Below are 17,591 nucleotides of genomic sequence, written 5' to 3' on the forward strand. Positions count from 1 at the left end.
GTGCGCGGAGAAGAGCCCAGAGAAACCTCAAAGCCCTGGCCCTTACCGGAAATACCTCCGCGTGCGCGGAGAAGAGCCCAGAGAAACCTCAAAGCCCTGGCCCTTACCGGAAATACCTCCGCGTGCGCGGAGAAGAGCGAGCTCCGCCTTTTTCTTCTGGCTTTTCTCCGGAAATACCTCCGCGTGCGCGGAGAAGAGCCAACTTGCCAGCCTCCTGCAACTCACTCACCAGGAAATACCTCCGCGTGCGCGGAGAAGAGGGCGTGAAGTGCCGGGGTATTAATCGGACACGGGAAATACCTCCGCGTGCGCGGAGAAGAGGCGGCTTCATGGAAAGCCACGACGCCCTTGTTGGAAATACCTCCGCGTGCGCGGAGAAGAGTGTTGCCCACCACTTCATCGCGGACCTTATTGGGAAATACCTCCGCGTGCGCGGAGAAGAGTCCATCTTTGGTGGCCTGCGTGACACTGAGCTGGAAATACCTCCGCGTGCGCGGAGAAGAGTTCGGCGGTGTCCTTCAGCTCCTGAACAACAAGGAAATACCTCCGCGTGCGCGGAGAAGAGATCATCTCCCATCTGTGACTGTGACCTGGCTAGGAAATACCTCCGCGTGCGCGGAGAAGAGCTTAGAGGTGGGGGCAAGCAGCTTATCCTGCAGGAAATACCTCCGCGTGCGCGGAGAAGAGTCGGTCTCATCGTGGATGACGTGGATGATGCCGGAAATACCTCCGCGTGCGCGGAGAAGAGTTGTTGAGTGAGGCCATTTTATGCTCCTAGCTGGAAATACCTCCGCGTGCGCGGAGAAGAGTTGCTCATTGCGGCGAGGCGTGCGGGGTGCCAGGAAATACCTCCGCGTGCGCGGAGAAGAGGTGCAGGGCTTGCTTGGCGAGGCGCATGACTTGGAAATACCTCCGCGTGCGCGGAGAAGAGGAGGTCGCTGCCCGTGTCCCATTGACATACAGGGAAATACCTCCGCGTGCGCGGAGAAGAGATACGGTCAGCGGTTGTACCCCATGCGCCATTGGAAATACCTCCGCGTGCGCGGAGAAGAGACTTCCTGAACAGCAACTTTAGTTTGTCTCGGTGCGGTTTTGCGTATGTTCTCGCGAAAACGTGCACGCAAGTAAAAGGCCGTCCATGTCAATGATTGTACGGCGTCGCGGTCCCATAGTGTTGACTGCAAAGCCCTGTTCGCGGGTCCGGTCCTCGTTGATCATGGTTAGGCTGCCGTCGGCGATGGCATTGGAAAGCCGTCGCCACAGGTTATCGCGGACGCGACGGGAAACGTTTCCTACATAAACACCGGTATCTACTTCCGAAAGGAAACGCGAAAGGTAGCCATGCATGTGGTCCGGGAGGCTGGTGGTTGTGATTACAAGAAACATTCAGCGCCGTCCATATTGTGTATGTCCGGCGACTTCATCGCCGCGCCCAGAGACGAGTCGATCGTCATCACGTGAAGGTAAGTGGGGCGTGAGTACCTCTGTGAGAACTTCCAGCATGTCGACGAGTAAGTTCTTCCGATGGATCTCCCGGCGTAGTTGCTTCCTTAGCGCTGGTAATGGATCTTCCTCATTGGCACAGGCGAAAGCCAGTGGGATTGAGATTGTGGGCTTATACAGATCAGCCAGATCAAAGAGCAATGAACGAGCATTGCCTCGATGAATGATGCCCAAGGCAGGATTGACACCTATTGCCGCGCACGCAGAAGCGGCGCATCCATAGAGCATGGAGTTCGCTAGGTTGAGTCCCTTATTAACTGGGTCATCGTCAGCAGTATTGCGCCGAAAATTCTTGATTCCGTGTTTCTTCGCCTGGGTTTGATAAGTCTGTTTCATCACGCGGCCTTCAAGCCCGCGCATGATGGAAATGCTCGGGGCATCAGCAATTTCTTCGATGCCTAGTTGCCGCTGGTAGAGCTTGATTGCAGCCTTTCGCTGGTGTGCTTCATTAGAGACGAGAGCTGCCTGGGCAATTGCCCAACGCGCCGAGGAAGTTAGTGGGGTTGCGTGAGTATAAGCCGGCACTCCACCACCGCCAGTGAACATGATGGTCGTTCCTGAACGAGTACATGAGGTAGCAGCGGCTGCAGAAATGGAGGTTCCAGGTCCGAGCATAAGAACTGCAAGTCCGCCTACAGGGAGCTGGATGCGTTGCTCTAATTCTGAATTGTCAACAACCGAGTAGGCCACGACACCAGTACGGTCCTGGCGGATAGCTGCACGCTCCACATAAGCAAAGCTGACACGATCTTCCAAGCGGACTTGGTGGTCTGCTGGAATGGTGGAAAACGTAATGGCGTCTTCGGAGTAAGCCATTAGGAGTTTGCCTTTCCGTAGACGAGTCCAAGGGCTGGATCGTAGTTGTCGGAGAGATCAACGATTCTGAAATACTGCAGTAGGGAAGTCTCCCACGGGTTCGAGAGAAAACGCGGATCTTCGGGAGGAAAAGAGCCTTGACGTAGGTTGATACTTGAGCGGAGAATACGTTTCAGTTCCTCCTGAGTGGGCTTCGTGAGTTCTAGATCGATACTGGTTATGGCACCCGGAATTGTGCCAGTGTCATCGAGAACGAGAGCACGTACAGTTTCTTCTTCTACGTAACGTGTACGGAGATCCTCGAGTGCAGTAGTTCCTTCTGTGAGCTTGGTTAGCTCGCTTAGGCGAACGTTTTCTTTTAGAACGGCTTCCAGGTTGCTTTGAATATTCGACGCTGCCATGTGTTTCCTGGAATCCTGGGCAAAGGCCTCGATGTCTTGGTCATCGTTGATATTTGTGAGAGTAATTGACGTTGTGTTGACAAAGTCTTGACACTCGACTGGGAATTCAATTCTTCCGTTATGAGAATTCAGCCAGCGTTGCGTGCGGCTCAGTAGAGCCTCCATGTAGGGGAGATTCTCACGGTGCTCGTAACTCTGGTGGGCAACAATATGCAGATGCATGTGGTCACGCCCAGGAAGTCGGTGCTTGCGTTGTGGGTCTCTTCGGCGCCAGACACGACCGGCCCGTTGGATGAGGGAAGCTGACGGGCATAGGTCGGTGCTGAGTAGATCAAGGTCAATATCCAATGATGCTTCAATGGCTTGTGTACCTACAACACATATCCCTTCACCGTTTCCATGTGGACCAATTGTGCGAAGTAGCGTATCGGCAGCAGCTTGGCGATGTCCCGCAGTCATCGCAGCGTGTAGAAGCAGGACGTCTTCGCCTGCCTCACCAAGTCTGCGGGATATCTCTTGTGTCCAGTCAACTCGGTTGCATATGACCCCGATGCGAGCAATCGGATACTCCGCACGCATGCGTCGAACCCAGTTGATGTGTGCGTCTATCTGAGACTGGTTTGCGATGGTGATGTCGTAAGTGAGCGTGTACGGCGTTGAATCCAACGGAGTGGCTGTATAGGAACTGGAGCTATGGCTGAGGATCGAGGGAAAATCAATGTTTGTTTCCAGCGGGTACCCGGTGTAGGAATATGCGAGTGAATTGCACTGTTCTTGCGACAACGTGGCGCTGAGAAGGGTAACGCGTGCTCGCACGGTACCTAGCCATTGCATCAATGGTTTGAGCAATTGTGCTTGATAAGGATCTAGCGTATGGACTTCATCAATAATTACATGTGCGTTTGCCAGCGCCAACAGAATGACATGGGTCCATTTCATCGGAAGTGCTGCTTTAAGTGCTTGGTCCACGGTGCCTACCGTGATAGAGGCCAGCATGCGTTCCATTCCTGAACGCACGAACTCAGCTGGTACGAGTCCGCCGACGTCTTCAAGTGGATTACTGTCGTGGAAGGTGGTGACGGGGCGGGAGTAGAAATCCTCAATGGTGGCCATTCCGTGTGCGAGCGCCGCAGTGTTTTGAGTCGAACTAAAGATTCTTTGTACACGCTTCATCAATGCATTCGAGGTCGCCATCGTGGGTAGTAGGAACAACATGCGTTCTTTACGTTGCGCATGGCGCAGGATAGCGGCTTCAGTCTTACCAGAACCTGTAGCTGACATGATCGTGAATAGACCATCAGGATCGGTCATAGCTTCTCGCTGTGCGGGGCGTGGTTCGTAGCCTTGAAGAATTGCTTCTAGCGCGTCTTCAGCGCTGGGCCAATCGGAATAGATACCAAGTTGTTCTCGAATACGAGCTAGAGCAGGTTCAGCTTGGATGAGTATCCACTCCTTCGGCTGTGCCAAGTCTAATTCTGCTGTTTGGCACCGTGCTTGAGACTGTTTGACCCATTCGTGGGCTGATACCAGGCGGTCGGCAACAACAGTTAGTCCGCTGATCAGAATCATGGCCGTCGTTGGAACTTCATCGGGGAACACTGTTACTCCGCAGGCTTCGCGAAGCGCGTGGTCCAAAACTTTTTGGGCAGTATTCCACCCATTGTCGGCTAGAGCCGTGTTCCACAACGCCTCTTTTGTACCTGTGCGATCGCCGCCAAAGTCTGGAGTATCAAACCTTCCATGATGACCCATAGCTGGGATACAGCGCCAGGCTTGAGTTGCTGAAGCATCCACCGTGAGGCTGCCAAGGAGGTAGGAAGCTGAAGCCTGCTCATGGCGTCTAAATGCGGCGACATCGTGAAGTCCTCGCAAAGCACGTGGTGGGAGCTTAAATCCTAACTCTTCGTTTTCCACAATCCGGTTTCTTACAGAAGCCCAGATTTTGCGTTCTTCAGGACGCTGCCTCGCATGAGTAAGTAGTTGGCCTTGAAAGAAGGGGTTCGCTTTGCCGATGTCGTGCGTGCCAACCAGCCACATTACGATCTCACGTGCCTGTGGCCCCAGCTCTTCGCGAAGATAGCCCTGCAAGCCTGGCCTCAACCAGTGATCGAAGAGTTGTCCTGCCATGGAAGCGGCATCACACATATGGGCAAGCAAAGGGTAGCTTTCTTCGAGGCTATGCTGTTTGGCCCACACGGAAGAAAACGTTGAATGGGTGGCGGGCATGGGGTTCCTAACTTAGAGCGCGGATAGATAGCAGACCACAGCCGTAAGCCTTTTCTCGGCCGAGGCCAGTAGTCAAAATGGAGACGAGTGCTGTGGTGTCGCGTACTACGGCGATGCCATCCACAGCATCTATTTGTAGCGTCATACGCCCCTTTTCAGCCTTGGGATCTTTGAGTACAGCGCGCCGGTGGTTGGTAACCTCCACAGCATCTAAGGCGGGAGATAGCTTTTGTGCCAGCCAGGGACCAAATGTGGTTCGCTCCGTATCCTCATGATCCAACGGGATGGGCTTAACTTTGTACGAACGCTTACCGGAAGCATTTGTGAATGTCTCACGACGAATAGCGTTGAGACTAATGCGAAAACTAACTGAAGTTCCAGTAGGCGGAGCCTGAAGCTCAACTTGCTTAGTCACAATGTCTGGATAGTTCGAGACAGTGGGCTCTGTAGCAGACTGAATAAGAAAATACGGAGCCTGTCCTGCTGGGGTCTCTAAACGGAAAAGAATTTCTGCAGCGGAACGTGGATTGGCGTCGTCGAATGCAGGGAAAAGACCCATGACTGCGCGATGACGAAATGTTGGGCTATTTAGACTTGCGGGACTCACACGGCGAGCGCTTTCCGCAGCCACACTTAAGAGAGTGTGTGCAGGTGCTTTGGTTAGATACCGAGTGGTGATCATATTCTTCATCTTTCGTCGAGAATACGTTAGATTTGTTCAGGGTGGCTCTCCGCTGATGCGGAGGTAGTTCATATTTCATTGAATTGGAACCACCTTCTCCGCGATACGTGGAGGTAAGCGAAGCGGTAGGTCAACAAGGCCTACCGCTTTTGGCTACCGTTGAATGGTGGAGTGGCGGTGCAGGCTGAGTTCCTTGATGCCTTTGAGCCAGTCCGTTCGGGTAGCAACAGCGGGAACACTCATGCTCTCTGGGGACACTCCGGAACCGAGCGATGGTTCGAAGATTCGCACAGTCGCTTTACTCGACGCGTTAGGAGCAAGGGCGGGGATGAGCGACAGCATCTCTGCTGGCCCAGTTCCCAGATAGAACGGGAACGTTGCTGGAAAAGCTTTTCGACCTAGATAAACAGAGAAGACAGGGCTGGCAAAAGCCTGATCTATCTCCTCCGTGTGGCCTTCCAGAGTGGCACGTACAATGAATTCAGATTCGGCTAGGTACGTGCGTCGGCTGATAGAAGTCGCACCCACGGCAGGGGTGAACTTAAGCTGCTTCACAGAGGTAGCCTTCATTTGCTGCATGATCGCAAGGCGCCGTCGGAAAGTAAATTCATCTTCCCTGTCACCGATGGTGTGAAAATCATCAACATATTTTGGAGTCTTATCCTCCCGCAAGGTGAAATGCACGTCATCGATCCACGTTGGCCACTGCCCTCTTTTCGCACCTAGACCCGCAGCCAGTAGCCCACGTAGTGCGCTGAGCGTAGGGCGAGGCTCAGTACGGACAAAGTTTCCCGATACAGCCAGACCCGCCCACGACTGGAGGGGTCCCGCAAGACGGATATAGGTGGAACTAGGCATCGAGAATCCACTCCACAACCTGGGTAATGAAGTCATCGAGAGAGACGGGCGAGAGGTGTCCTAGTTTGCCGTCAAGATCCTTGTGCGTGCCGGACAGTACTTCGACGGGACCAAAGTTGGCAGGGTCAAAGAAACGAGCTTGTCGGTACTGTTCCGCCAAGGCTTCAATTGAAGGAACGAGAAAACCACCATCGCCCTGTGGAGTAACTGGCTGCTCAAAGTCATACGCGACGCGGGAACGCTGTTCTTCCGCGAAGACAACAGCTGGGAGCGTGTAAGGTGCGGTACTGTTTTCTTTACCTCGTGGCTGGCCGTAGACGATAGCACGAAGTAGTTCGCTGAGGTTTTGCGCAGCGTCTTCAGAGTCAAATCCGGTCCAGCTTTCTTTTAGCTGCACTTTGTCAATCGTTACGGTCCGATAGAAGATGCCACTGGTGTATTGGCTAACTCCTAGGAACGTCGCTCCGGAGTCATTGTTACGCTCACGGATGTCATCGACCGTGGAGAAATAATCGGTGTCGATGGTAGCGGCGTGGGTAGTAATTGCCGGAGAAACACTGATTGCGGCTTCGGTGTTGCTGGTCGGGGCGTTGGCGAACATACGGCCAAAAGCGGCGATTGCCAGGGACCCCGTCTTAGTGCCGTTAATGAAGCCTGAGTCCTCGGACTCTTGGTTACCAGCAATCTTTGTTGCTGCTGTGAGGAGTTCCTCACCAGACAACCATGTCGAACGGTCAGATTCGCCCTCAGAAGCCGTTGCTTTGGTCAACGTGCCAATAATTTTCTTGGCTTCCTTTAGCGCAGCTTTCTGATCCAGTTCTGGGTTTAGCTCTACAGCTTTTGTGACAATCTCATCTGCCAACTTCCCAGATCGGATGGAAATGTTGCCGGAAGCATCTTCGTAGCGCAGGCGGACGCCGCGCTTGATGGACTGAGAAGAGTGCAGGGCACGGAGAACTCCACCATGCATCGTGCGCTTTGGAACGCCGGTGTCATCGCGGTTGAGGTTGGAGAATGGAATGCTGGACAGGATATTGATGGTGAGGTGACGGGACATGAGAAAAATCCTTTCGAAGGTTGTGGTTTAGGAAGAAGCGGAGGTGGAAAAACCGGAGTAGTAGTTCTGGAGCACGCTGCGGCGAACGCGTTGTGAGCCTTCTGTGAAGCCATTGCCCCATCGGAAGAAAGTCCGGAAAAGGTCATACACAGGTAGCGGAGGTGTGTCCTTCGTGTTCCCCGCTAGTGCGGCGATACGACGAATAGTAGTGATAGCTTCATCCACGTTTTGCGTATGTAATGAGACGAGCCTGCTGGCTACAGCATCCGGATGGCGAGGATCTAGCGTTGCTTGTTCTGGAGCCAATTTGCGAGAGATGAGGTTGCACCACTGTCCGAGTGATCGGAAACCCGTTTCTTGGGAATCAATGTGCGGTACCGCATCGAATTCCGCAACCAGAGCTGCGAGGCGAAGCGCTATTGTGCGAGTGGTGGGGCTGGCATCGGCAGGCAAAAGAGGAAGAATGAATGGATAGGCGTAGTGCTCCGTGGACTGCGAATTGCCGCGGCGAAGGAAAGCACGGGTGCGGCGCCATTCACTGCCGGAATGGGAAGTGGGTTTGTCGTGGTAATTACGCACAGATTGAGTCAGCCAGGTCAAAAGTGGCTGCCATTCTGGCGTAGATTGTGTGTGATTCATCCTTTTCCTTAAAAATTAGGTGGTGGGGCTGTCGGGGTCTTCGGCAACAAAATCCCTGATGTGCCGTCTTACCCAGTACTCGACCCCGGCTCGAACGTGGGCAATCCGTGCGGGCTCTTGACCAAAATATGGTTGTGTGACTGAATCAAAAGCGGCCATGGAAGCGGTGTGTAGCCCGGTACGCAGCTCCGGAGAAGCGATGAACTCGCTCTTGGCTGAACGGCACTCTTTGAGCAGCAAAGAGAAATTGTGAGACATATTGCGCCAAAAGGCTTCGCTTACATCTCCGCGGCTGGATTCCAAAAAATCCAAAACTAGCGGTACTTTGCCGCCTGCACGCTCGTTAGCGTTTTCTCGGCGGAATGGGCGGATTACGGTGTTATGAAGCTTGTCGATGCAGTTTGCACCAAGGCTGATATCAGCTTGCACCTCAGGATTGGTGTCGTGGGCCCACTCCTCATCACGAGGGAAGAACACTTCGGAAGCTCGAATATTGGGGCTAGAAGCGGTACCCTCCATGCGGTGCCGGATGAACACTAGGCGTGCTTCAGCTGCTGTTGGACGCAATACATGGGATGATCTGGCGTTTTCAAATTCCGCGGTTTTATTTTGTGCCGCCCAGTTGATGGCCAAAGCAGTAGCATCTTTACCCAGATCTAGACGCTGAAGTTTTAGCTCTTTGCCATTATTGATGTACAGGTAGAACGGGTCTTTTTGATTGCGCAGCGTCCACCAATCTTTTTGCTGATCTTTGCCGCCCATCTCGGTAAGGAACCACTCAGGCGGTACACCGCCGGTGCGGACACCAACAAGCTCTGATGCTTCCCAGGCGGTAGCAGGGGAATTAGAAGTCCACGTGGCTGCCCATAGCGGGTGAACTCTCCCGTCGTGGCGCGAGTACGCGCAGGTGCGGTCAGCCCATGCGGGAAGGCCTGTGCCCTTGACCCATGATTGTGGAATTGCCATGAGCAAGGTTGCTAGTAATGATTGCCCATGCCACAGCACTTCTGTTGCCGAATTTTCAGTACCAACAAAACGCATCGCCGGAGCGCCAGAAACGCATTTGTCACCGCAGTACGCATTGTTGCCTGCTACGGATAGGTGATGATAAGTCACGAGCCACATCACTGCATCTTCTAGAGGTAACCGTTCCTGGCTAGCAGAGAGAAGGTTGGCAAAGTCTTCCGACTCATTGGGTGGCATAGCCGGTGACAGTTTCTTGACTGGATGAGTCCCGGGGCCAACATAAGTTGCTTTGTCCTTGGGGTCGGACGTGTTAACTGCCGGTCGTTGCATGAATGGGAATTGTGTGTCGTGCAAGTAAGCACCAGCGCTGAGCTCCTCGAGAGCCTTGTCAACGGCCGCTTCAGATAGGCCGAGATTGAGTAATTCGGCAGGGGTTTTGACTTCATGCCGTAGTACTACTGCAGTAATGCCTGCCAAAAGTCGAACCTGAGAGCTGAAATGAAAACCGGGTTGCGAAGAAGTGATGTCGAAATCGTGTTTGTGGGCCTTAAGGAGTGCATCACGTACGCCTAGCCGACCATGTGATGTCGGCAGAAATTCGACATCTGTCAGGCAATTGATGTTTGGACTCTCTGATGTCATCGAGACCTTCTTTCTTTAGTGCGAGCCAAAAATTCACTTTAGTGCGCAAATCGTTTGCGTATAGGAAAATTCCACAGAATTCTTGTCCAAACCAATTAAATAGTTGACGTTTCTATCCAGTTGGTGAAAGCGGCTAGCGCGGTGCGCTAGACGGAGTGTCTTTAGTGAATATGCTGGAATAAGAGCCATACTGGTGACGATAGTCTTTGGCCTGGACACGTCTAGCTGATATTCGGAAGATTGTTCGAATGCTGAGGTGAGCGCCGACACTAGAATTGGCTGTTGAAAATTCAGCGATGCCGTGCGCCTTTGAAACTGCTTTGCCCTTCGGATAACTCTTATCCTTCCGTCCTGTCTTCTGCCTGCGTCCTTTCAGTGGCGAAAACGTCCAAAGCCCTCGTCATCCCCTAGAAAGTGACGGTGTTTCCGTCTGTGGGGAGACGAGGGCTGGTGCTTGCCCGCGGCCTAGTGGCGGGGCGTCGGCTAGCGCATTAGGCGAACTACTTGATGAGGTCTTGCAGAGCCTTGAAGTCGAACTTGACCAGGCCAAGGGCCTGAGCCGCAGCAGTGATAATGCCGAAGGTGAGGGCCATCACACCGGCGCCAGCCAGGCCAGCGCCTGCAGAAGAGGAGCCGTTGGAGGAACCGTCGTTAGATGGCTTGTTGTCGGTGTCGCCGGGGTTGTTGGTGTCGTCTTCAGCGGTGTTGAACCACCACTCGTCCAGGGCCAGCTTGGCCACGGTGGTGTTGTCGATGTACTCGCCGCGGACTGGGTCGGTGCCAGAAACCTTAGCCTGGATATCTTCGGAGCCTGCACCCATGAAGAAGAACGGAACCACCTGGTTGGTGTGCTCGCCGGAGTACCACTGGTGCTCCGGGGCCTTGCCCTTCTCACCGGTCTGCGGGTTCCAGGAGGCGGTCTCTTCCTTGCCGGAAAGGTAGCCGGTCTCGTGGTCAGCGGTGACGATGAGCAGGGTCTCATCCCAGCTGGAGTTCTCCTCAACCCAGGCGATGGCGGCGTCAACAGCCTTGTTGAAGTCCTGGGTTTCCTCGATATCGCGGCCGGTCTGGTTGGCGTGGCCGGACCAGTCGATGGCGCCGCCCTCAATCATGACGGAGAAGCCCTTGTCGTTCTGGCCCAGAACGTTGAGGGCGCCCGTGGTCATGGTCGGCAGGTCAACGACGTCATTCTTCGGATCGGTGCCCGGCTCAGCGGCATCCGGGTTGCCGTCGCGGCCCTGCTGCAGGGTGGAGGCAACCGGCGCGAGGCCGAAGTACTTCTTGTCGGCCTCAACGTTGCCCTCGGCCCACTTCTCAAAGTCAGCGGTGTTCTCTGCGAACTCCCAGCCAGCGGAACCATCGCGCAGGGAGTTGAAGGAGTCCTCGGAGATGTACTTGTAGTTCGGTGCCCCTACCTTCTGTGCGTTGTCATCGAACTCTGGATGGCCAGCGCCCATGATGACGGAGAGATCGGAGCCGACCATCTCTTCAGCGATCTCGGTGTAGTTATTGCGGTTCTTGTTGTGCGCCGCGAAGGCGGCCGGGGTGGCGTGGCTGAACGGAACAGAGCTGACAACACCAGCGGACTTGCCGTGAGAGATTGCCTGCTCGGAGATGTTCTTCAGGGAGTGGCCGTACGGGGACTTACCCAGCACACCGTTGTCCACCTTCTGGCCGGTGGCCATGGCGGTGCCAGCTGCAGCGGAGTCGGTGACCTTGTCCTTCTTGACGTAATCGTGGTCGGTCCAGGCCTTCTCCGGGTCGTAGGAGCCACCGTCCGGGAAGGTGGTCATGGAGAGACGCTCGAAGTCCTCGAAGGCCTGGACGGACTCGCCGTCGAGCTCCTTGACTTCACCGTCGAAATCGCCCTCAACCAGGTACTTGGACTGGCCGGACTCGTAGAGGTTGGTGGAGGCGATGTGGTTGTAGCCCATGCCATCACCGATCATGTAGATGACATTCTTCGGGCCCGAGGTTGCGGCCTGCGCGGGTGCGACGACACCAGCGGTGGCAAGGGAAGCGACGGTCACAGCCGCGCAGGTGCGCAGCGCGCGAGAAGAAATACGCATTAGTGAGCTTTCTTAAGTTAAAAGAGCGAGCAAGAAAAGAGACGGACTGGGGCCATTGTTCGCATGGCCGGAATCCACTCGGGAACCGTAGTGAGTGCGGATGTCGGGAAGGCTACGGACAGGTAAACGTCAGAGGAACTTAAGCGTGGGTGTGAAAGCGCTCTTTCCGGGACGTCGGCAAGCACTGCGTCGACACCATAAAACGACAAACGGTGAACCCCAGGACGTGGGATTCACCGTGGTGGGTCAATGAGCGGATTAGGCCATCTGCAGGGTGGTGATGCAGGTAGCGCCCTCCTCGGTGGTGTCTAGGGGAACCTCACCGGTCTTGCCGTCCTGCTTGATGGTGATGGTGCCCTTTTTGTCGGCGGGCAGCCAGTATCCAATGAATCCGTTGTCAAAGGTCGTTGTGTCTTCGTTGACCAGCTCTTTTCCGGAGTCATCGGTGATAGTGACGTGGATATCTTCCTTACTGAGCTCACCGGTGCAGGTGGTCAGGGAGTGGTTGAAGCAGTCATGGGTCTGGGTCATGTACGGCGCGATGGAGACGTAGAACTTGTCCTCCGGCAGTGGCAGGGATGCTTGGCCCTGCTCGGCGGTGAGGATTAGCTCGTTCGGGCGCACGGAAGCGTGAAGATCGCTATTGCGCTCCTCCTTGGGCATTTGGTCCAGTTTGTCGATGATCTCGGGGCCGTCCAACCCCTCGAGATCGAACTCGGCGAGGATCTCCTCGGCGGGTACCTGTTGGATGTCGGTGCTGGAAGCGGAGCTCTTCGAGGCTTCGCTCGGAACGGGGCTCTCCGTGGAGCAGGCGGACAGGGTGATGGCTGCGGCGCAGGCGGCAGCAAGAGAAATGAGGCGTTTCATAAGTCTTCCGAATGGGTCCGATTGTGTTGACCCAATCCTATACCCCACCGGGGTATCCATCAATGGAATGAGAGAAGGATCATCTTTTTGCGCTACGCGGGATAGTCTGTTCCTTATGACTGATACTGCAGGAACAACTCTGCCACCTTGCCCCGAGTGCTCCTCCGAGTACACCTACGAGATGCCGCCGCTGATTGTCTGCCCCGAATGCGCGCACGAGTTCTCCACCGACGTTGCTGCCAGCGACTCGGCCGCGGAAGGAACCGAGCCGACCATCGTCGACTCCGTGGGCAATGCGCTTGCCGACGGCGATACGGTCACCATCACCAAAACCCTTAAGGTCAAGGGCGCGCAGCAGCCGCTCAAGGCCGGCACGAAGGTGCGCGGCATCCGCCTGAACTTCGACGCCGGCACCGGCCCGGAAGATCACAACATTGATTGTCGGATTGATGGTTTCGGAGCGATGAAGCTCAAGCCTGCCGTGGTCAAGAAGGTCTAGAGAAACCTCTACGACCGTCAATGGTGGCCGTCACTGGCTGAGGGAAGGACAGTAAATCCTTGAGACCGGGCAGCAGCGTGGAGCTGTGTGTCATAGGTGAAAAAGGCTAGCGCGAGGCCAGCGTCACGGAGGAGGCAGGCGCTCGCAAGGTGGACAGCATCTAGGGAGCGAACTCCGGTCAGAGAGCATGCTCGGCAAATGACCTCATCGTTGATGCCAACCTTGGAGACCCCCTCTGTGAACTTCCGGTAACCGGTGCCGGTGAGGCCACTGCGCTGCCACACTTTGGATAACTCGATGTCAATGAGTGCAGAAGAAAACAGTTGTTGGCCTTCAAGGAGTGCAGCGACTTCGTAGCTTTCGCGCTCGGGTAAGGCCAACTTCGCTAGTGCCGAAGTATCGACGTAGATCATCACAAGCGGTCTTCCCTATCTAGTAGTGATACAACGTCTGTCTCGGAAGGCAGATAGTCTGTGTTGCTTGGCTGTGAGTAAGGCTTCGGGTTGTGGCTCAAGATTCCGGCAGCTACTAACTGCTCCACGGGGCTATCTAGAGACGAAATGGGTACTACGCGAGCAATGGGCCGATTGCGGTCAGTGATGATCACGCTTTGACCTGTAGCGGCGACTTCGCGCACTATGTGGCCAGAACGCTGGTTGAGTTCGCGCAAAGAGATGTTGGTCATCGCTCCAACCGCCTTTCCTGATTGTCTGTTCGCCAAATGTAGAACAGTAGAACAATGTTGATTGTAATGGCCCCGCCTAAGGAGAACAAGGGGGCGTCGACAGTCGCGTCGCCGCACTGCGGAGCAGAATGCGGCTTGCCTGGGTCTAACTGGGGAGATGTCCGTTCGGTGACTACACTGTCTAACCATGACTAACCCGAGCGATAACACCACCCACCGCTACACGCCGGAGCTCGCCGCGCAAATTGAAAGTGCCTGGCAGCAGTACTGGAAGGATAACGGCACCTTTAATGCGCCGAACCCAGTTGGGCCGCTCGCGGAGGAGGGTAAGGAACTTCCCGCGGAGAAGATGAACATCCAGGACATGTTCCCCTACCCTTCCGGCGCGGGCCTTCACGTGGGCCACCCACTGGGCTATATCGCTACGGATACCTACGCGCGTTATCAACGCATGCTGGGCAAGAACGTCTTGCACACGCTGGGCTATGACGCCTTTGGTCTGCCGGCAGAACAGTACGCCATCCAGACGGGTACGCACCCGCGCACCACGACGGAGGCGAATATCAAGAATATGCGCCGCCAGCTGGGCCTTCTCGGCCTAGGTCATGATCCACGCCGCTCGGTGGCCTCGACTGACCCGGAGTTTTATAAGTGGACGCAGTGGATCTTCCTGCAGATTTATAACTCCTGGTTCGATGAGGAGCAGCAGAAGGCGCGCCCGATTTCTGAGCTCATCAAGGAGCTCGAGGTGGGCAAGCGCACCACCAAGGACGGCCGCTACTACGCGGACCTGAGCAAGGAAGAGCAGCGCAAAGCACTCGACGAGTTCCGTCTGGTCTACCTGTCCAACTCCACCGTGAACTGGTGCCCGGGCCTGGGCACGGTGTTGGCCAACGAGGAGGTCACCGCAGAGGGCAAGTCTGAGCGCGGTAACTTCCCGGTTTTCCGCAAGAACTTGTCGCAGTGGATGATGCGCATTACTGCCTACTCCGACCGTCTTCTCGATGACCTGGAGCTTCTGGACTGGCCGGAGAAGGTCAAGTCCATGCAGCGCAACTGGATTGGCCGCTCCCGTGGTGCGGAGGTCAGCTTCCACGCCGAGGGCTACAACATCGACGTCTTCACTACCCGCCCAGACACTCTCTTCGGGGCGGAGTACGTGGTGCTGGCTCCGGAGCACGAGCTTGTCGATGCCCTCCTCTCCCCCATCCCTTATGACGATGACGTGGATGAGCGCTGGACCTTTGGCCACGATGATCCGAAGGAGGCCGTAGAGGCCTACCGCGCCTCCATTGCCGCGAAGTCTGACCTGGAGCGCCAGGAGAACAAGGAAAAGACCGGCGTCTTCCTGGGCACCTATGCCACCAACCCGGTCAACGGCAAGAAGATCCCGATCTTCATCGCAGACTACGTCTTGACCGGCTACGGCACCGGCGCCATCATGGCGGTCGCAGCGCACGATACCCGTGACTACGAGTTTGCTACCGTCTTCGGCCTGCCGATTACTGAGGTAGTCGCTGGCGGCGACATCACCAAGGAGGCCTACACGGAGTCCGGCAAGGCCGTAAACTCCGCCAACGATTCCCTGGACATCAACGGCATGTCCAAGGATGAGGCCATCGCCGCCATCATCCCGTGGCTAGAGGAACAAGGAGTAGGCCGCGAGAAGATCCAGTACAAGCTGCGTGACTGGCTGTTTGCCCGCCAGCGCTACTGGGGCGAGCCCTTCCCCATCGTCTACGACGAGGCCGGCCAGGCCTACCCGCTGCCGGAGTCGATGCTGCCCATCGAGCTGCCGGAGGTAGAAGACTACAAGCCGGTGTCCTTCGACCCGGATGATGCTGATTCCTCCCCGCAGCCGCCGCTGGCCAAGGCTCGCGAGTGGGTCGAGGTGGAGCTGGACCTGGGTCTTGGGGATGGCCCGCAGACCTACTACCGCGATACCAACGTCATGCCGCAGTGGGCAGGTTCTTCCTGGTACCAGCTGCGCTACATCGATCCGACGAATGACGAGATCTTCTGCGACTTGGAAAACGAGCGCTACTGGACTGGCCCGCGCCCAGAAGAGCACGGCGCTAACGACCCGGGTGGCGTTGACCTCTACGTCGGTGGCGTTGAACACGCCGTGCTGCACCTGCTCTACGCCCGCTTCTGGCACAAGGTCCTCTTCGATCTGGGCTACGTGAGCTCCAAGGAGCCCTACCGCCGCCTGTACAATCAGGGCTACATCCAGGCCTATGCTTATACCGATTCCCGCGGCGTCTACGTCCCAGCGGCCGAGGTAGTAGAACGCGATGGCGCGTTCTACTACGGGGATGAAAAGGTCAACCAGGAGTACGGCAAGATGGGCAAGTCCCTGAAGAACTCCGTGGCCCCGGATGATATTTGCCGCGACTATGGTGCCGATACCCTGCGCGTTTATGAGATGTCGATGGGCCCGCTGGATACCTCCCGCCCATGGGCAACCAAGGACGTCGTCGGTGCGCAGCGCTTCTTGCAGCGCCTGTGGCGCCTAGCCGTCGACGAGAACTCCGGCGAGCTGTGCACGACGGACGCAGAGCTTTCCGAGGATGACCTGAAGCACCTCAACCGCACCATCGCCGGTGTGCGCGATGACTACGAGAACCTGCGCCTGAACACCGTGGTGGCCAAGCTCATCGAGTACGTGAACTACCTGACCAAGGCCTACCCGAAGGGTGCGCCGCGCGCTGCGGTAGAGCCGTTGGCCCAGCTGGTCTCCCCTGTTGCCCCGCACATTGCGGAGGAGCTGTGGAAGCGCTTTGGCCATGACGAGACCATCACGTACGAATCCTTCCCGGAGTTCGATGAGAAGTACCTCGTCGACGACGAGATTGAGGTACCTGTGCAGATCAACGGCAAGGTCAAGGCTCGCGTGATGGTGCCTGCCGACGCCGACCAGGCCACCGTCGTGGGTATTGCCAAGGAAGATGAGCGCATCGCGGAGCTGACCGCCGGCAAGAACGTGGTCAAGGAGATTTACGTCCCGGGCCGCATGGTCAACCTCGTTGTGAAGTAACTCGCCCCAAGAAAGCGTCGTTCCTGCGGTTACTCCGGCACCGCCTCTGAGGTGCCTCAGGAACGGCCTTAGGGGCACCTCATCCACGTTGCCGTCAAAGGCGTCGAAGGGGGAAACTATAGTTGTCGTAAGGTGCTCTCAAAGAGCTCCGCGACAGTGACGATTCCGTTGTGGACTAACCCGCCGATGATCTGGTTCATGAAGGCCAGCTGCACCGAGTTCAGGCGTGCGCCGTCCATCATGTCCGCAAACGCGGAACGCGCCGCGGATTCGTCCAACCCGATGATGGTGCGGACTAAGCGGGGAAGGCCCACGCCGAGCTGTTCCTCTAGGGCGGGGGAGACCGCGACTAAATTCCCCAGCTCATCGGCTAAATCCATGACCGCGGCCTTGCGCGTGTCACGGTCCATGCCATTAGTAAAAGCTATCTTCTATTAAGTAGCCATATGTAATTTTCGGGGCGGCGCGACTTTTAGGGTTTAAGGCGCAAATGACGGTACGTCCAATTCTGCAGGTGGAATTCATACTCATTCCTTCTTTCAAAATTGCTGGTTGTATGCGGTTGGCGTGTCAATTTGGGGTAGTTGGTACCGCGAGTCCGCGTAGTTGGTACCGGGGTTCCACGTACCCGGTACTGCAAGGGG

General features: G+C 56.0%; 15 protein-coding genes and 1 CRISPR repeat array. Of the genes, 2 read left to right on the top strand and 13 right to left on the bottom strand.

Annotated elements, in window-relative coordinates; translation table 11 throughout:
• Positions 1-47: 47 nt before the first annotated feature.
• A CRISPR array of direct repeats spans positions 48-1,053; the repeat unit is 29 nt; unit sequence GGAAATACCTCCGCGTGCGCGGAGAAGAG.
• A gap of 18 nt (positions 1,054-1,071) precedes the next feature.
• The 10 genes from cas2e to QP363_RS12340 form a co-directional block, all read right to left on the bottom strand.
• Positions 1,072-1,386, bottom strand: a complete 315-nt coding sequence (gene cas2e / locus QP363_RS12295; protein WP_049147286.1) for a type I-E CRISPR-associated endoribonuclease Cas2e — start codon at positions 1,384-1,386, stop codon at positions 1,072-1,074.
• Positions 1,387-2,319, bottom strand: coding sequence for a type I-E CRISPR-associated endonuclease Cas1e (gene cas1e / locus QP363_RS12300; protein WP_284764709.1), 933 nt, complete (start codon positions 2,317-2,319; stop codon positions 1,387-1,389).
• Positions 2,319-4,946, bottom strand: coding sequence for a CRISPR-associated helicase Cas3' (gene cas3, locus QP363_RS12305; RefSeq protein WP_284764710.1), 2,628 nt, complete (start codon positions 4,944-4,946; stop codon positions 2,319-2,321). The genes cas1e and cas3 overlap by 1 nt, the downstream gene beginning before the upstream one ends.
• 7 nt (positions 4,947-4,953) lie before the next feature.
• Positions 4,954-5,637 carry a type I-E CRISPR-associated protein Cas6/Cse3/CasE gene (gene cas6e / locus QP363_RS12310; protein WP_284764711.1) on the bottom strand — a complete coding sequence of 228 codons (684 nt, stop codon included), beginning with the start codon at positions 5,635-5,637 and terminating at the stop codon, positions 4,954-4,956.
• A gap of 144 nt (positions 5,638-5,781) precedes the next feature.
• Positions 5,782-6,522: a type I-E CRISPR-associated protein Cas5/CasD gene (gene cas5e, locus QP363_RS12315; protein WP_306486844.1), complete on the bottom strand. Its 741-nt coding sequence runs from the start codon at positions 6,520-6,522 to the stop codon at positions 5,782-5,784.
• Positions 6,479-7,543, bottom strand: coding sequence for a type I-E CRISPR-associated protein Cas7/Cse4/CasC (cas7e, locus tag QP363_RS12320; RefSeq protein ID WP_284764713.1), 1,065 nt, complete (start codon positions 7,541-7,543; stop codon positions 6,479-6,481). The genes cas5e and cas7e overlap by 44 nt, the downstream gene beginning before the upstream one ends.
• Positions 7,544-7,570: 27 nt before the next feature.
• On the bottom strand, positions 7,571-8,182 hold the full coding sequence (gene casB, locus QP363_RS12325; protein ID WP_284764714.1) for a type I-E CRISPR-associated protein Cse2/CasB: 612 nt from the start codon (positions 8,180-8,182) through the stop codon (positions 7,571-7,573).
• A gap of 15 nt (positions 8,183-8,197) precedes the next feature.
• Positions 8,198-9,790: a type I-E CRISPR-associated protein Cse1/CasA gene (locus QP363_RS12330; RefSeq protein ID WP_284764715.1), complete on the bottom strand. Its 1,593-nt coding sequence runs from the start codon at positions 9,788-9,790 to the stop codon at positions 8,198-8,200.
• Positions 9,791-10,290: 500 nt separating this feature from the next.
• The gene (locus QP363_RS12335) at positions 10,291-11,859 is read right to left on the bottom strand and encodes an alkaline phosphatase (protein ID WP_284764716.1); all 1,569 of its coding nucleotides are present in this window, start codon (positions 11,857-11,859) and stop codon (positions 10,291-10,293) included.
• Positions 11,860-12,117: 258 nt separating this feature from the next.
• Positions 12,118-12,726: a CueP family metal-binding protein gene (locus QP363_RS12340; RefSeq protein ID WP_284764717.1), complete on the bottom strand. Its 609-nt coding sequence runs from the start codon at positions 12,724-12,726 to the stop codon at positions 12,118-12,120.
• 115 nt (positions 12,727-12,841) lie between these two features.
• Between QP363_RS12340 and QP363_RS12345 the strand changes: the two genes are divergently transcribed.
• Complete coding sequence (locus QP363_RS12345) at positions 12,842-13,225, top strand: zinc ribbon domain-containing protein YjdM (RefSeq protein WP_284764718.1); 384 nt, start codon at positions 12,842-12,844, stop codon at positions 13,223-13,225.
• A 17-nt stretch (positions 13,226-13,242) separates the two neighbouring features.
• Here the strand turns inward: QP363_RS12345 and QP363_RS12350 are convergent, their stop codons facing one another.
• Together QP363_RS12350 and QP363_RS13750 are read right to left on the bottom strand one after the other, a co-directional pair.
• A complete protein-coding gene (locus QP363_RS12350; RefSeq protein WP_284764719.1) occupies positions 13,243-13,638 on the bottom strand; it encodes a type II toxin-antitoxin system VapC family toxin in 396 nt (131 codons plus the stop codon).
• Positions 13,638-14,099, bottom strand: coding sequence for a type II toxin-antitoxin system Phd/YefM family antitoxin (locus QP363_RS13750; RefSeq protein ID WP_101736548.1), 462 nt, complete (start codon positions 14,097-14,099; stop codon positions 13,638-13,640). The genes QP363_RS12350 and QP363_RS13750 overlap by 1 nt, the downstream gene beginning before the upstream one ends.
• Between QP363_RS13750 and leuS the strand changes: the two genes are divergently transcribed.
• Positions 14,098-16,947: a leucine--tRNA ligase gene (gene leuS / locus QP363_RS12355; RefSeq protein WP_284764720.1), complete on the top strand. Its 2,850-nt coding sequence runs from the start codon at positions 14,098-14,100 to the stop codon at positions 16,945-16,947. The genes QP363_RS13750 and leuS overlap by 2 nt on opposite strands.
• A gap of 116 nt (positions 16,948-17,063) precedes the next feature.
• Here leuS and QP363_RS12360 read toward each other — a convergent pair whose 3' ends face one another.
• Positions 17,064-17,357 carry a type I restriction-modification enzyme R subunit C-terminal domain-containing protein gene (locus QP363_RS12360; RefSeq protein ID WP_246818760.1) on the bottom strand — a complete coding sequence of 98 codons (294 nt, stop codon included), beginning with the start codon at positions 17,355-17,357 and terminating at the stop codon, positions 17,064-17,066.
• Positions 17,358-17,591 lie beyond the last annotated feature (234 nt).

This window comes from Corynebacterium sp. UMB6689, from assembly GCF_030215295.1.
Taxonomy (GTDB): Bacteria; Actinomycetota; Actinomycetes; order Mycobacteriales; family Mycobacteriaceae; genus Corynebacterium; species Corynebacterium aurimucosum.

Bases quoted from the DNA above. Each gene is read 5' to 3' on its own strand.
- cas2e (WP_049147286.1), bottom strand. From the start codon at position 1,386: ATGTTTCTTGTAATCACAACCACCAGCCTCCCGGACCACATGCATGGC.
- cas1e (WP_284764709.1), bottom strand. From the start codon at position 2,319: ATGGCTTACTCCGAAGACGCCATTACGTTTTCCACCATTCCAGCAGAC.
- cas3 (WP_284764710.1), bottom strand. From the start codon at position 4,946: ATGCCCGCCACCCATTCAACGTTTTCTTCCGTGTGGGCCAAACAGCAT.
- cas6e (WP_284764711.1), bottom strand. From the start codon at position 5,637: ATGAAGAATATGATCACCACTCGGTATCTAACCAAAGCACCTGCACAC.
- cas5e (WP_306486844.1), bottom strand. From the start codon at position 6,522: ATGACTTCATTACCCAGGTTGTGGAGTGGATTCTCGATGCCTAGTTCC.
- cas7e (WP_284764713.1), bottom strand. From the start codon at position 7,543: ATGTCCCGTCACCTCACCATCAATATCCTGTCCAGCATTCCATTCTCC.
- casB (WP_284764714.1), bottom strand. From the start codon at position 8,182: ATGAATCACACACAATCTACGCCAGAATGGCAGCCACTTTTGACCTGG.
- QP363_RS12330 (WP_284764715.1), bottom strand. From the start codon at position 9,790: ATGACATCAGAGAGTCCAAACATCAATTGCCTGACAGATGTCGAATTT.
- QP363_RS12335 (WP_284764716.1), bottom strand. From the start codon at position 11,859: ATGCGTATTTCTTCTCGCGCGCTGCGCACCTGCGCGGCTGTGACCGTC.
- QP363_RS12340 (WP_284764717.1), bottom strand. From the start codon at position 12,726: ATGAAACGCCTCATTTCTCTTGCTGCCGCCTGCGCCGCAGCCATCACC.
- QP363_RS12345 (WP_284764718.1), top strand. From the start codon at position 12,842: ATGACTGATACTGCAGGAACAACTCTGCCACCTTGCCCCGAGTGCTCC.
- QP363_RS12350 (WP_284764719.1), bottom strand. From the start codon at position 13,638: ATGATCTACGTCGATACTTCGGCACTAGCGAAGTTGGCCTTACCCGAG.
- leuS (WP_284764720.1), top strand. From the start codon at position 14,098: ATGACTAACCCGAGCGATAACACCACCCACCGCTACACGCCGGAGCTC.
- QP363_RS13750 (WP_101736548.1), bottom strand. From the start codon at position 14,099: ATGGTTAGACAGTGTAGTCACCGAACGGACATCTCCCCAGTTAGACCC.
- QP363_RS12360 (WP_246818760.1), bottom strand. From the start codon at position 17,357: ATGGACCGTGACACGCGCAAGGCCGCGGTCATGGATTTAGCCGATGAG.